This window comes from Bifidobacterium sp. 2450 (assembly GCF_041900695.1).
In the GTDB taxonomy this organism is placed as follows: Bacteria; Actinomycetota; Actinomycetes; order Actinomycetales; family Bifidobacteriaceae; genus Bifidobacterium; species Bifidobacterium longum.
In genome coordinates, this window is sequence record NZ_JBHEEA010000014.1 from 22,643 (window position 1) to 37,463 (window position 14,821).

Genomic DNA, 14,821 nt, shown 5'->3' on the forward strand with positions numbered 1-14,821 from the left:
CGCTATTGCAAGCGCGGGCGTGGGCGCGGCCGGTGAGCAGGCGAAGCTATAGCGAGCGATGCTTATGAAACCGCACGCTTCACTGAGTTCACTGAATTCACCGTGCTCACTGCGTGGCAGGCATACACATGGTGAAGATGGTGTGGGACACCGATTCGGGAGAGGCCGCGAGATCGGTGGCGAGCCAATATTGCAAAAGCCCAATGCTGCCGGACACGGCGAATCGCATACGCATCTGCACCTCGGCTGGGCAACCCGCCGAAGATTGCAACTGTTCGCCTACGCCGCGCTGGCTGTAAATCAATCCCAGCAGCTGCTGCTGGAAACCGATATCCGCTTTCGGGCTCATCAGCACTTGGAGATGATTGCGATTGTCGGCAATGTACTGGCAGATGCGCTCAATAACATGCTCGATGCCGGCAGAATCTGGCTGGGCGAGTAGCTGTTCGAGTGCGGTGGTGACCCAGGCCATGGTTTCGTCTTCAATGTCGTGCAGCAGTTCCTCGATGCTCGCATAATGCGCGTAAAACGTGGAACGATTCACATCGGCCCGCTCGCACAACGCTTTAACGGTGATGGAGCCGAGCGGCTGATCACGCAGCAACTCGATAAGCGCGTCTTGCATGGCGAGCCGCGTGTATCGGGTGCGGCGGCTTTCCGTCAATTCCTTGGCCATGGCCTTCTCCCCAAGTTCCGACAACTCACAATCCAACTGTTGGTTGCAGAACCGACACAGTGTTGTTTTACTTGAGTATAGCAAGGGAACGCAGGTGGCATTGCAAATGGAACAGGCCGTGGTGGGAACTGTTGGAGGTGCGTGATGGCGTATATCGAATTCGATCATGTGGTCAAGGAATACCCCTCCGGCAGCAGTGTGATTCGGGCGCTCGATGAGGCGAGCTTTACCGCCGACCAAGGTGAGTTAAGTGTCATCCTCGGCCAGTCGGGCGCAGGCAAGACCACGGCGTTGAACATTCTGGGCGGCATGGATACCGCGACTTCAGGCCGCGTCATTGTGGGCGATCGCGACATCACCGGATTGCGCAAGCGCGATTTGGTGACCTACCGGCGCAACGACATCGGCTTCGTTTTCCAGTTCTACAATCTTGTGCCGAACCTTACCGCGCTGGAAAACGTGGAGCTTGCCTCACAGATTTGCCCAGACCATTTCGACCCGGTGGAAACCCTGTACAAGGTCGGGTTGGGGGAGCGCATGGGGAACTTCCCAGCGCAACTGTCCGGCGGCGAACAACAGCGTGTATCCATCGCCCGCGCGATTGCCAAAAAGCCGAAGCTGCTGTTGTGTGACGAGCCGACCGGTGCGCTCGATTACGAGACCGGTAAGGAAGTACTGCAGCTGCTGCAGGATATTTGCCAAACGCAAGGCATGACCGTGATGATCATCACGCATAATTCCGCGCTTGCACCGATGGCTCATAAAGTGATTCGCTTCCGCTCCGGCAAGGTGGCCAGCGAGGAGGTCAACGCAACGCCGCAGCCCATCGCCGATATCGAATGGTAGGTGATTGGCGATGCTCGCTGCAAGACACTCTGTGAAACGCCCCGTGAAACAACTTGTGAAACAACCCGTGAAACATTCTGTGAAACGGCGGAACCTCGACGATAGCGGCGGTCGAGGAGCGGGCGTTTCTGCGGTATTTGCCAGAGATACGTTGCGTTGCTGGCTGCGCAGCTGGAAGAGGTTCGTCTCGATCGCCGTCATTACGCTGCTTGGCGTGGCCGTGCTGACCGGCATCTACGCCGGATGCCGCGATGCTTTTCTGGCGGCCGGTCGTTTTTACGATCAGCAGGGACTGCATGACCTGCAGGTGCTATCCACATACGGCCTGACCGATGATGATGCAGCGGCACTGCGCCGAATCGACGGTGTGCAAACCGTGCAGCCCGAACGTTCTCAGACGGTGACCACATTGGTGGACGGCACCAAGAAAACCGTGACCATGCAGGAAATCGGTACCGAGGGGCTTGATCAGCCGTACCTGCAACAAGGCAAACTGCCGAACAAGGCCGGCGAAGTGGCGGTTACGCAGCAATTCCTGAACGATAGCGGACTCAAGATTGGCGGCACCATTACTGTGACGCCACAAGACGCCTCTTCATCCGTCATATCGGTAGCGGCCACGGAGACTGACGATGCCAATGATGATTCCAATGACGATTCCAATAATGCCGATACGGTAGGTGTCGCCGCCAATGCCTCGGCATCCGATGCGAAGTCCGACGCCAATACGGACGCCGCCGAGCAATCCCCGCAGTTCCCCACGAAACTCACCATCACCGGTGTCGTGCTCGACCCGCGCGACCTCAGCAATCCAGACGGTTATTCGGGCATGACCTCCTTCCGGTCCACCTCATCCGAGGACTATACGTTCTTTGCACCCAGCGACGGCGTGACCGGCAATATATACACTGCGATATCGATTGCCGTCACCGGTGCGTCCGATTTTGACACGTTTTCCGATGCCTATGATGAAGCCGTCAAAACCGTGGCCGACCGTATCGAACATCAGATACAGACCACACGCCAGAAAGCCCGTCGTCAACAGATCGTCTCCAGCGCGCAGCGCAAACTGGACGATGCCAAAGACGAGGCCAACGAGCAGCTGGACGAAGCCCAGAAGCAGATCGACGACAACTGGGCCGAGCTGGAAGCCAACGAAACGACATTGCAAGATAGCCGTACCGAATTGGAGAACAACAGGACAACCATTACCGATGGCGAACGGCAGCTCGCCGATGGACGTGCGCAGATTGCATCGGCCCGTCAACAGATCGCGCAAGGTCGCCAGCAGATAGCCGAAGCGCGCACCCAGCTCGAATCAGGCAAAACGCAGCTCACCTCGGCTCGCAAACAGCTCGATGCGGCGCAAACGGAACTGACCGCCAATCGCACGAAAATCGAACAGGGCATTACCCAAATCGACCAAGGCGTGGCGCAAATTGATCAGATGCTGCCCCTGATTCAACAGGCCAACAATCTACTGGCGCAACTTGACCCGAATATCGACTTCAACTCACCCACATGGCAGGCCATCAAGCAACTGCTCGCGTGCCTTGGCATTACCGTGCCTGAAGTGCCGTCAATCAGCGATCTGCGGCAACAGCTGACCGCCAAGCAAACGGAACTGCAAACGCAGCGAGACAGTCTGGCCCAGCAGAAAGCCGATTTGCAGCGCACATTAAACGAAACCATTGCCCCCGCACAATCCACCTTGGACCAGCAGAACGCGCAACTGACCGCCAAGGAACAGGAAGCGGCTGCAGGAGAGGCACAGCTCAATACCAAATCCGCGGAACTCGAAGCGAATGCCGCAACCCTCGAAACCCAGTCGGCGCAACTTGAAGCGCAGGCCGCCCAACTGGCCAGCGGCAAGCAGCAGCTTGAAGAAGGCGAGCGGCAGCTGAAAGAAGGCGAACAACAGCTCGCGGACGGCAAGGCGAAACTGGATGATGCGCAGTCTGCACTCGATGCGAAGCGAAGCGAAGCGGAAAGCGAATTCGCCAAGCAGCAACGGCGCATCGACGATGTGGCCAACGCACGTTGGTATGTGCAGACGCGCGCTTCGATCGACGGATTCAGCGCGCTCAAATCAGATGTCAGTTCCATCGAATCCATCGGCCGCGCATTCCCGATTGTGTTCCTGCTGGTCGCCGTGCTCATGAGCCTGACCACCATGACCCGCATGGTCGAGGAAGATCGCGGACTTATCGGCACCTACCTTGGACTCGGCTATGGCGGACTCGCCGTGTCCAGCCGGTATCTGCTGTTCGCGTTGCTCGCCTGCTTGGTCGGCGGCGGCATCGGTCTGCTGGTCGGATTCCTCGGCATCCCGGCATTCCTGCTGGTGGTGATTGAGGGACTGTATATATTGCCCGGTGTGCGGCTTGAATACGACTGGCTGTACGGCTCGGCCGGCATCGTGCTGTTCGTGGTCGGTGTGGGCGTGGTCACCGCGCTCGCCTGCCGCGAGGAGATACGGCACACGCCCGCCGCGCTGATGCGGCCGAAGGCGCCGAAGGCGGGCGCTCGCATATTGTTGGAGCGGATTCGCCCGGTATGGAGCCGGCTGAACTTCCTCGGCAAAGTCACTGCGCGCAATATCTTCCGATTCAAGTCGCGTTTGATTATGACCGTGGGCGGCGTGGCTGGTTGCACAGCGCTGATTATCTGCGGATTTGCGATTAACGACACCGTCGACACGACTGGCGTCAAGCAATATGGGCAGATCTACCAGTATGACTTGATGGTGGTGGCCAATGACGATGACGCCGCCGCGATGCGCAAGCAGGTGGCAAAAGATGGCCAGGCCACCGAAACGCTGAATCTGCGCGTGGATAGCGGCGAGATGAGCAATGCAGCGCAGGAAAGCGAAACCGTGCAGCTGATGACCGTGCCCAACGATTCGCTGAATATCTTGAACGATATGGTCACGTTGGAACAAACCGGCGATGATGAATGGTTCGGACTGCCCAATATCTTCGGCAAAGCGGGTGGCGGCACTGTAGCGCTGGACGATAGTGGCGTGATTGTGTCGCAGTCCGCCGCCAACTCGCTGAATATTCATGCCGGCGACACCGTCACGCTGGGCAATGGCGGCAGCAGCCGGGCCAAGGTGCAGGTCGCGGCCGTGACGCGCAATCTTATTGGCTCTGATGTGTACATCAGTGAGCGACTGTACGACCAGAAGTTTGCGGCCGACGGTGTGACGTCTTCGGCTTCGGGAGATGGCACTGCCTCGACCTTGACGTGGAACGCGATGCTCGCCAAGCTGAAAGGTTCCGAGACCGAACAGGCCGAATATGCGGATCGGTTGGGCGAGGAATCGTCGGTGCTCAAGGCCGTGAGCTGTGCGCATCTAGCCGCCACGTTTAAGTTCGATTTGATGGGTGCCGTGGTGGCGCTGATTGTGGGGCTCGCCGGCGGCCTGGCGCTGGTGGTGCTGTTTACGTTGGCCAATACGAACGTGTCCGAACGCATCCGCGAGATGGCCACACTGAAGGTGCTGGGCTTCTATGACCGCGAGGTGCACAACTACGTGAACCGCGAGATGATGATATTGACCGGTATGGGTGTGGTGGTTGGTCTGCCGCTTGGCAGGTGGATAGACGGATTACTGACTGCTGCGTTGAATATGCCGTCGCTGTATTTCGAAGTGGAAGTGCGCTGGTACAGCTATGCGATTGCCGTGGTGGCGACGCTGGCGTTCGCGCTGCTGGTGCAGCTGTTCACCAACCCAGTGCTCGATCGCGTAGACCCGGTCAGCTCGCTCAAGTCCGTGGAATAGAGGTAGAAGTTCAATTTGGTGTTGGTGGATTGAACTTTTTGGCGGAATATTTACAGTATCATCGCATGTATTCTTGAGCTGAGCGGTTTTCGTGACATATTTCGGTGATACAGTCTGAACTTGTTTTGAACGAGTATCGCGTCTGGTGCGTAACAATCGGGCGGCAGAGAAGAGAAATGAAATCAGTATGGCCGATACGAATGTGAATGGTGGTACACAGCAGGCTACGGGCAAACTTAGGTCTGTCGAAAGCCTGGACCAGACCAACGAGATGGAGCGTGGCCTGAGCAACCGCCACGTACAGTTCATCGCCATTGGCGGCACCATCGGCACCGGCCTGTTCCTGGGCTCGGGCAAGTCGATCTCGCTAACCGGCCCCTCGATCATTTTCGTGTACATTCTGGTCGGTGTCATCATGTTCTTCCTGATGCGCGCCATCGGCGAAATGATGTACCGTGACCCCAGCCAGCACACCTTCATCAACTTCGTCACCCGCTACCTGGGCAACGGATGGGGGCACTTCGCCGGCTGGACGTACTGGGCCGCGCTCGTGCTGCTCGGCATGACTGAGATCACGGCCGTCTCCACATACTTCATCACCTTCTTCGACACGTTCGGCATCGACCTGACCCATTGGAAATGGCTGATCGAACTGTGCTTCCTCGTGGTGCTGGTCTCCATCAACCTGATTGCCGTCAAGGTGTTCGGCGAGGTGGAATTCTGGTTCTCGATGATTAAGATCACGCTGATTTGCGCGATGATCGCCACCGCCGTGGCCATGATCGTGATCGGCTACCATTACCCAGCCGTGCAGATTCATGGCGTGGACCACGTGAGCCCGGCCGGCCACGCCGGATTCGACAACCTGTTCGCCAACTTCTCGTTCGCGCCGAACGGCTGGATGGCCTTCCTCATGAGCTTCCAGATGGTGTTCTTCGCCTACGAAATGATTGAATTCGTGGGCGTCACCGTCTCCGAGACCAAGAACCCGCGCAAGGTGCTGCCCAAGGCCATCAACGAGATTATCGTGCGCGTGCTCATCTTCTATGTGGGCGCACTGGCGGCCATCATGTGCATTGTGCCGTGGACCTCGTTCAAGCCGAACAAGGACGGCTCCTTCGCCTCCCCGTTCATTATGGTGTTCCAGTACGCCGGGCTGAATTGGGCGTCTGCGCTGGTGTTTTTCGTGGTGATTACCGCCGCATCTTCCGCGCTGAACTCGCTGCTGTACTCGGCTGGCCGCCACCTGTACCAGCTGGCCGAGGAGTCGCCGAGCCCGACGCTCAACAAAATCGGTCAGGTGTCCGACCGCAAGGTGCCGGCTCGTGCGATTCTGGTGTCCGCGGTGCTGATTCTGCTTTCGCCGATTGTCAACGCTATCCCCGGCGTGTCCGGAGCGTTCGTGCTGTTCTCGTCCGCCAGCTCCGCAGTGTTCCTGTTTATCTACATTCTGACGCTGGTGGCACACCGCAAGTACCGTCGCTCCGCTGATTTCATTCCGGACGGTTTCGTCATGCCCGCTTGGAAGGTGCTCAATACGGTGGCAATCGTGTTCTTCGTGTTCATCTACCTGACGTTGTTCCTTGCGGACGATACGCGCAATTCCGCGATTGCCGGCCTGGTGTGGCTTGTGGGCTTCGGTGGATTCTCGATGCTGCGCGAACGCTACCGTAGCCGCGATTTGAAGGCCTCGCTGGAACACAAGGAGTGATTGAACGGGCTGATTGGCTGGCGGCTATTAGTTGGTGGCTGGTGGCTGGTGGCTGTTGGCGGCTGGCTGGCTAGCGGCCGATAGTCAATGACTGGGCTGATCGTCAGCCAATCGGCTGCCTATAGGTCTCATTGATACATTCGGTCATCCAATTAGTACATTTGCGCGGACAATTAGTACATTCGATCATCAAATTAGTACATTAGTGCGCAAGTATTAGTACAATTAGCCGCCTGATTAGTACATTAGGACATAAAACAATGTCCTAATTAGATGCTAAAATACGATAAGTGCCATGTCCTAATGTATGAATTATCGCTATGAAGGGCGGAATGCGATGACGCAGGATGAACTTATGCAAGTGCTGCAGGCCGGTGAATCATCCATGGTCGAGTTCAAGCGCTGCAGTGAATTGCCTCATGCGGATACTTTTGAGACTGTATGTTCATTCGCCAATCGTTCTGGTGGCAGCATTTATCTTGGCGTTGACGATGACGGTCAAGTGCTCGGCGTCGATTCTAAGCGCGTTAGTGAGGTAGAGCGCAACGTTGTCAACGTAGTGTCTAATCGTAAAATGTTCGAACCGGCTCCAATGGTGGAAACGGAACATATCGAGTACGACGAACGGATTGTTGTTCGTATTTGGGTAGCTCCGAGTTCTTCGGTTGTACGGTTCAAGGGCGCAGTGTTTGATCGTATTGCTGATGTGGATACGCGTATCGAAAGAGATATCCAGATTAGTCAAATGTATATTCGCAAGCAGAACTACTATTCCGAACGGCGGATTTTCCGTTACGTGACTCCGTTTGATTTGCGTCCTGAGCTGATTGCGCGAATGCGGCAGCTGGCGGTTGCTCAGCGAGCTGGGCACCCTTGGGGAACTATGTCCGACGAAGAACTGTTCCGCAGCGCCAAGCTATACGATCGTGATTACACGACCGGCGAAGAGGGCTTTAATCTTGCTGCAGTGCTGCTCTTGGGCAAGGATGAAGTCATTTCCTCGGTTTGCCCAGCGTATATTACTGATGCCGTGGTTCGGCGAGACAATATTGACCGATACGATGACCGACTTATGGTGCGGACCAACTTGCTCGATTCGTACGAGCAACTCCGTGAATTTACTGAGCGGAATCTGCCTGACCGCTTTGTGTTAAAGGGCGATAAGCGAGTGAGCCCGCGTACGATGACCGCCCGTGAGTTGGTGGCAAACAGCCTCATGCATCGGGAGTATTCCAGTCCGGTGGTGGCGCGTGTCACCATTGATAATGAATCCATCCGGACGGTTAATGCTTCGCGCTCGTTCTTTGAAGGTCGAATGAAGCTGGGCGAGTTCACGCCAATGCCAAAGAATCCGATTATCGCTAATGTGTTTGTGCAGACTGGCATAGCCGAGCAGCTGGGTAGCGGACTACGGAATCTGATAAGAGCGTCCCGGCAATATACTGAGCGAGAGCCTGAGTTCCGCGATGGTGACATATTCGAGGCGACGATTCCTATTGTTCCTGCGCTGAAGACCGTGGATGGTAAGAAAGCAGATGCAACCGCATCGGGTGAGATTGATTCGCGGACAGCGATGCTGTCGGCGATGAATCAACGCTTGACAGAGGTCGACTATGTGACTGTACCTGAACTCGCCAAGACAACAGAGCTCGATAACAGAACAGTCCGCAAATTCCTAAACGGTTTAGTTGCGCAAGGAAAGATGATTGCTGAAGGCAACACGCGTGGTCGGCGTTATCGGAAGGGATAGCGGGCGCGATATCTCGATGCAGTGGGATTCACTTAAGGGCTACGGCAAATATGATTCGTAGCGATTGGGCCAGCGCAATTCGAATGGCTCATGACTTTTAGATGACGCCCCAAAGTGAATATCTATGCGGCTTTCAGAATCTCAAAGAGCTTGGAGTGTGTGCGTTGTGCATTTCTGGAATAGCTTCTAGTAGTGAATTGTTTACGGTGTGTGAGATATTCTTGGGATGTTTGCGGCGCTCTGCCGTGTAGCGAATGGAAATGGATGGTGCTCTTATGGGATTTGAGCAGGAAGCAGTTAGTGAACTGTATGCCAGCGTGTGGGGTAATCGTTCGACAATGCAGAGGGAATTCACTCGTGGAGCCCATGGTGAGCAGTTCGTGCTCCGGGAGCTGTCCATGAAGGGGACGCAAACGCCATCGCAATTGGCGTCGGCGCTGCGAGCAAGCTCCGGACGTATCTCCACCGTGCTGTCGTCTCTGGAGAAGAAGGGCTGGGTCACGCGTGACATTGACCCCAAAGATCGGCGCATCATTCGCGTGAATCTTACTGATTCCGGGCGCGAGCAGTCTCATCGGATGATAGAGGAAATGCGTTCCGCGATTTGCTGGATTTTCTCGCAAATGGGGGAGCGGCGCACGCGCGAATTCGTTGACCTGGTGTCTGAGTTCACCACATATATGTCGATTTGCCATCCGGGGCAGCCTCGGCCGACTGCTGAACAGGTGCGTGAGGCATTCGTGGAGCGGGACAAGCGCGTGGCTGAACACATGGCAGCTAAGCGCGCGGAGAACTAATCGGCAAGGCTAATTGAGGACGCTCACAGCGAACATACAGAAGTGCGCGTAATATCTCACAGTGTAAGTAATCATACAATGGAAACTATTAAGACATCGTGAACCGATAATCGCTGATAACCCAGCCAACTTAAGAACCAATCGTCAATAACCAATAACCAACCCAACCAACACAAGGGGAAACCAATGTTTCGCATCATGAAATACCTCTCCAAAGCGGAGATCGGTCAGATGCTCATCGCCCTGGTGACCATCGTCGGGCAGGTCTACTTCGACCTGAAACTGCCCGACTATATGTCAGATATCACCACCTTGGTCGAGACGCCGGGCAGCGAAATGAGGGACATCTGGATTGCCGGCGGCAAGATGCTGCTCATCTCGCTCGGATCCGTGGCGTGTGCCATCATCACCGGCTACATCGCTGCGCGCGTGGCCGCCTCGTTCACCCAGCGTCTGCGCTCGCTCGAATTTCGCAAGGTCGAGTCCTTCGGCCCGGCCGAGATGAGCAAGTTCTCCACGGCCAGCCTCATCACCCGCTCCACCAACGACGTCACGCAGGTGCAGATGTTCATCACCATAGGCCTGCAGCTCATCGTCAAATCGCCGATTATGGCAGTATGGGCCGTGTGCAAGATCGCCGGTGAAGGCTTCGAATGGACGCTTGCCACCGGCATCTCCGTGGTGATTCTGCTGGTGTCCATCACCGTCATGATGGCCATGGTCATGCCGAAGTTCAAGGCCATGCAGTAGCTCACCGACAACATCAACCTCGTGGCCCGCGAGAACCTCACCGGCCTGCGCGTGGTGCGCGCCTACAATGTCGAGGACTACCAGGAAGCCAAATTCACCAAGGCCAACAAGGACCTCACCGAGACCCAGCTGTTCACCAACCGCGTCATGGCGTTCATGATGCCGTTGATGAACACCGTCCTGAACGGCCTGATGCTCGCCGTCTACTGGATCGGCGCTTACCTCATCGACGCCGCCGGGCTCAAGGACAAGCTCACCGTGTTCTCCAACATGGTCGTGTTCTCTAACTACTCCGTGCAGGTCATCATGAGCTTCCTGCTCATGAGCATGGTGTTCGTGCTCTGGCCGCGCGCCGACGTGTCCGCGCAGCGCATCATGGAGGTGCTCGACACTGAGCCAATCGTCGAGAACGGCACCAAAACCGCCGCCGACGTGGCCAAAACCGGCCAGAGGGGCACCGTGGAATTCCGCAACGTCAGCTTCACCTACCCGGATTCGCGCGAGGCGATGCTGGAAGGCATCAACTTCACCGCCGAGCAGGGCCAGATGGTGGCGTTCATCGGCTCCACCGGCTCCGGCAAGTCGTCTCTTATCAATCTCGTGCCGCGCTTCTATGACACCAGCCAAGGCCAGGTGTTGGTCGACGGCGTGGACGTACGCGACTACGACCTGAAGGCCCTGCGCGACAAGATCGGCTACGTGCCGCAGCAGTCCGTGCTGTTCAAGGGCACCGTGGCCTCCAACGTGAGCTACGGCGATCGGCCGGGCGAATCGGCGGACGTCGAGATGGCCGATACCTCCACCCCGGCCGGGCGCAAGCGCGAGGCCGCGTTGATCGCCGCTGGCAAGGCTGCGGAAGGTGCCGATATGCCGGCCGAGCAGCTGAATCGCATCAAGGCCGCGGCCGATGTGGCCCAGGCCAGCGAATTCGTGGAGCGTATGGACGGCGGGTATTCCGCCGCGATCGCTCAGGGCGGATCGAACGTGTCCGGCGGCCAGAAGCAGCGTCTGTCGATTGCGCGCGCGGTGTACCGTCATCCGGAAATCCTGATTTTCGACGACTCGTTCTCCGCGCTCGACTTCAAGACCGACCGCGAAGTGCGCGACGCGCTCGCCCGCGAGGCCAAGGATTCCACCAAGCTCATCGTGGCCCAGCGCATTGGCACCATCATGAACGCCGATCGCATCGTCGTGCTCGACGACGGCAAGGTCGTGGGTCAGGGCACGCACAAGGAACTGCTCGACAACTGCGACGTGTACCGCCAGATCGCCGAATCCCAGCTCAGCCAGTCGGAGCTTACGGCGTAGGGGGCGGCAGCAGTAGCTCCCCATGTCAGGGGCTGTTCCCAGGCGAAGGCGAGCTGATAAGCGAGCGAATAAAACAGCACAGCTGACTGAGGGGTAGTCGCGTACGGCTTCTCTCCCTCCGGCGCTTCGCGCCACCTCCCTCATCAGAGGGAGGTCAATACGGACTTTTAAGGAGTAACACAAATGCCAAGAGGACCAATGGGCGGTGGGCGCACCACCGAAAAGCCCAACGACTTCGGCAAAGTCATGGGCAAGCTCGTGAACTATTGCCGCAACTATCTTCCCGTCATCATCATCGCGCTCATCCTGGGCGCGGCCGGCACCGTCTGCCAGATCATCGGCCCGGACAAGCTCAAGGACATGACCAACGAAATCGTCAAGGGCCTGCCTGCCATCGTTAACGGCAAGCCGGTGATGAACTCGGTCGATTTCAATGCGGTCGGCCGTATCGCCTGGACTTTGGTGGCCCTGTACGTGGGCTACGCCGTGCTCGGCTACGTGCAAAGCTGGATGATGGCCAACGTCACCCAGCGCACCGCCCAGCGACTGCGCGAATCGATCTCGGTCAAAATCAACAAACTGCCGCTCAAATACTTCGACAAGGTCAGCTACGGCGACGTGCTGTCCCGCATCACCAACGATGTGGACGCCATCGGCCAGACGCTGGGGCAGTCGCTCGGCTCGCTGATTACCTCGGTGACGCTGTTCGTGGGCGCGCTGGTGATGATGTTCTACAACAACGTGATCATGACCCTGTGCGCCATCGGTGCCAGCCTCATCGGCCTGATCGTCATGATGGCCATCATGAAGTCCTCCCAGAAGTACTTCGCCCGGCAGCAGATGGCGCTGGGCGACGTCAACGGCCACGTGGAGGAGATGTACGCCGGTCACCTCATCGTCAAGGCATACAACGGCGAGGCCGATTCGATTCGTCGCTTCGAGAAGTACAACTCGGACCTCTACGAGTCCGGCTGGAAGTCGCAGTTCCTCTCCGGCCTGATGATGCCGCTCATGAATTTCGTGGGCAACTTCGGCTACGTGGTGGTGTGCGTGGTGGGCGCGGCGCTCGCGCTCGACGGGCAGATCGAGTTCGGCGTGATCGTGGCGTTCATGATGTATGTCCGCCTGTTCACTCAGCCGCTTTCGCAGTTTGCGCAGGCCTTCCAGAACCTGCAGCGCTGCGCGGCCGCCGCCGAGCGCGTGTTCGGCTTCCTTGAAGAGCCGGAGATGGAAGACGAATCCGGCAAGTCCGCTTTGCTTGGGGCCAACGGCCACGAAGTGAAGGGCGACGTGGAATTCAGCCACGTGCGGTTCGGCTACGAGCCGGGCAAGCCGATTATCAACGACTTCTCCGCTTCAGTCTCGGCCGGTCAGAAGGTCGCCATCGTCGGCCCGACCGGTGCCGGCAAGACCACCATGGTCAACCTGCTGATGCGCTTCTACGAGATTTCCGGCGGTTCGATTTCGATTGACGGCGTGGACACCAAGTCCGTGCCGCGCTGGAACGTGCACGACCAGTTCTCCATGGTGCTGCAGGGTACGTGGGTGTTCCGCGGCACTGTGCGCGAGAACATCGCCTACTCCAAGCCTGGCGTGACCAACAAGCAAATCGAGGATGCGTGCAAGGCCGTGGGCCTCGACCACTTCATCCGCTCGCTGCCGGATGGCTATGACACCGTGCTCGATGACAAGTCGTCGCTCTCCCAGGGCCAGAAGCAGCTGCTGACCATTGCCCGCGCGATGGTGCAGGACGCGCCGATTCTGATTCTCGACGAGGCCACCTCCTCGGTCGATACCCGTACTGAAGAGCTGATTCAGAAGGCCATGGATGCGCTGACCGTGGGCCGTGCGAGCTTTGTGATCGCGCATCGCCTCTCCACGATTCGCGACGCCGACATGATTCTCGTCATGAACCACGGCGACGTGATCGAGCGCGGCACGCACGACGAACTGCTGGCGGCGGGCGGTTTTTACGCCGACCTCTACAACAGCCAGTTCGCGCTCACCAGCTGACGGATTGTTTCCTGCGTTAGCGGATTAGCGGATTAGCTATACTCGGCTCCCCTCTCCGAGGGGAGCCGTCAGCGTAGCTGACTGAGGGGAGCAACCCATCGGTCCGTCCGAGGGAATGCTCCACTGGATGCGATACTGATGATTTCGTACATTAGTGTGTGGAAAAACCGCCCGGAAAATTGGGGGATTGTGCGGCGGCACGATTGGCGTTGAGGATGGCGCATTCGAAATCGAAGTGAGCGCGTAACTGGGCGGCCGAGGTAGTGAACAGGGCTGTGGCGAGTCCGTCGGCCAGTGCGGTGCTCAAAGATGCTGCGTGCGGTATGACGGCCACCCATGTGGCGGCTACATCGTCAACCGGTAGTCCGTCGATGGCGTTGAGCAGATGGTGAAGTTGGTGACCTGCGGCGTCAGACCAGTGGCGGCGGCTGGGGGAGCTCGCGCAGAATGCACCTTGACTGATTTCGACCGTACCTACGGCGTTGGCCGGATCGGCAGGATCTTCAAGGGCGATGGTGATTGGTCCGTCCGTGTGCACTAGCAAATCACCCCCGGCGTCGATGACGTATTGAATGGGTTGAGGGTGACCCGCGCCATCACCCAACATCCCCGCAAGCAAATCCATCAAATACCCCTTACCGCACGCACCGAAATCGAGCGCGACTGGGCTGTGGGTGATAAGTGTGGTGCCGTGCCGCTCAACGTCGGCTGACCAAACGGCTCGTCCGTGGATCGCGCCTGCATGTTCAGCGGCATCGGGCGTAGCCGCAAACAAATACGACTCGTCGTAGCCAAGTCGAATCAAATCCTCGCCCACGCACGGGTCGATCGCCTCATCGGTTGCCGCAAACAGGCGGTCGTACAGGCCAAACAGACCCGATGCCCAGTCGGGAAAATCGAACGTGCCGCCATGTGCGGCCGTGCGCATCCGGCCGACAATGGAATCATCGCGGAATCGAGATAATACAACCTCATATTCATGGATGAACGAGCCAATACGATCGCGTATCTCATCGTCCAATACGCTCTCGGTGTGCACCAGTAATCCGGTCCCCAACGCATCAGGAAAAGCGTATACGTATGGCAGTTGCTCGGTCAGACTTGTCATGCCCACTATCGTAGAACGCATGGTGTGCCGGCGTATACTGGATATTGACACTGTGTCAATGTTGATTCGGAGGTTGTG

Annotated in this window: 8 protein-coding genes and 1 pseudogene; 7 read left to right on the forward strand and 2 right to left on the reverse strand. The window is 57.6% G+C overall.

The genetic code is table 11. From position 1 onward, the window contains the following. Window positions 1-106: 106 nt before the first annotated feature. Window positions 107-676 carry a TetR/AcrR family transcriptional regulator gene (locus ACEUKI_RS08470; protein WP_374156722.1) on the reverse strand — a complete coding sequence of 190 codons (570 nt, stop codon included), beginning with the start codon at window positions 674-676 and terminating at the stop codon, window positions 107-109. 144 nt (window positions 677-820) lie between these two features. Here ACEUKI_RS08470 and ACEUKI_RS08475 point away from each other — a divergent pair, with 144 nt between their 5' ends. The 7 genes and pseudogenes from ACEUKI_RS08475 to ACEUKI_RS08505 all read left to right on the forward strand — a co-directional run bounded on the left by ACEUKI_RS08475 (window position 821) and on the right by ACEUKI_RS08505 (window position 13,635). Then, on the forward strand, window positions 821-1,522 hold the full coding sequence (locus tag ACEUKI_RS08475; protein ID WP_374156723.1) for an ABC transporter ATP-binding protein: 702 nt from the start codon (window positions 821-823) through the stop codon (window positions 1,520-1,522). Window positions 1,523-1,601: 79 nt separating this feature from the next. Next, window positions 1,602-5,306 (forward strand): FtsX-like permease family protein, encoded by a 3,705-nt coding sequence (locus ACEUKI_RS08480; RefSeq protein WP_374156731.1) that lies wholly within the window; start codon window positions 1,602-1,604, stop codon window positions 5,304-5,306. 187 nt (window positions 5,307-5,493) lie between these two features. Next, window positions 5,494-7,017 carry an amino acid permease gene (locus ACEUKI_RS08485; RefSeq protein ID WP_115770599.1) on the forward strand — a complete coding sequence of 508 codons (1,524 nt, stop codon included), beginning with the start codon at window positions 5,494-5,496 and terminating at the stop codon, window positions 7,015-7,017. A gap of 337 nt (window positions 7,018-7,354) precedes the next feature. Continuing rightward, the gene (locus ACEUKI_RS08490; protein WP_251848115.1) at window positions 7,355-8,767 is read left to right on the forward strand and encodes an RNA-binding domain-containing protein; all 1,413 of its coding nucleotides are present in this window, start codon (window positions 7,355-7,357) and stop codon (window positions 8,765-8,767) included. Between the two features lie 275 nt (window positions 8,768-9,042). After that, window positions 9,043-9,564, forward strand: coding sequence for a MarR family winged helix-turn-helix transcriptional regulator (locus tag ACEUKI_RS08495; protein WP_115770604.1), 522 nt, complete (start codon window positions 9,043-9,045; stop codon window positions 9,562-9,564). Window positions 9,565-9,750: 186 nt separating this feature from the next. Next, window positions 9,751-11,622: pseudogene (locus ACEUKI_RS08500) on the forward strand (ABC transporter ATP-binding protein). A gap of 183 nt (window positions 11,623-11,805) precedes the next feature. After that, complete coding sequence (locus tag ACEUKI_RS08505; RefSeq protein ID WP_115770602.1) at window positions 11,806-13,635, forward strand: ABC transporter ATP-binding protein; 1,830 nt, start codon at window positions 11,806-11,808, stop codon at window positions 13,633-13,635. A 151-nt stretch (window positions 13,636-13,786) separates the two neighbouring features. Here ACEUKI_RS08505 and ACEUKI_RS08510 read toward each other — a convergent pair whose 3' ends face one another. Beyond that, on the reverse strand, window positions 13,787-14,743 hold the full coding sequence (locus tag ACEUKI_RS08510; RefSeq protein WP_179133559.1) for an FAD:protein FMN transferase: 957 nt from the start codon (window positions 14,741-14,743) through the stop codon (window positions 13,787-13,789). Window positions 14,744-14,821: the final 78 nt, after the last annotated feature.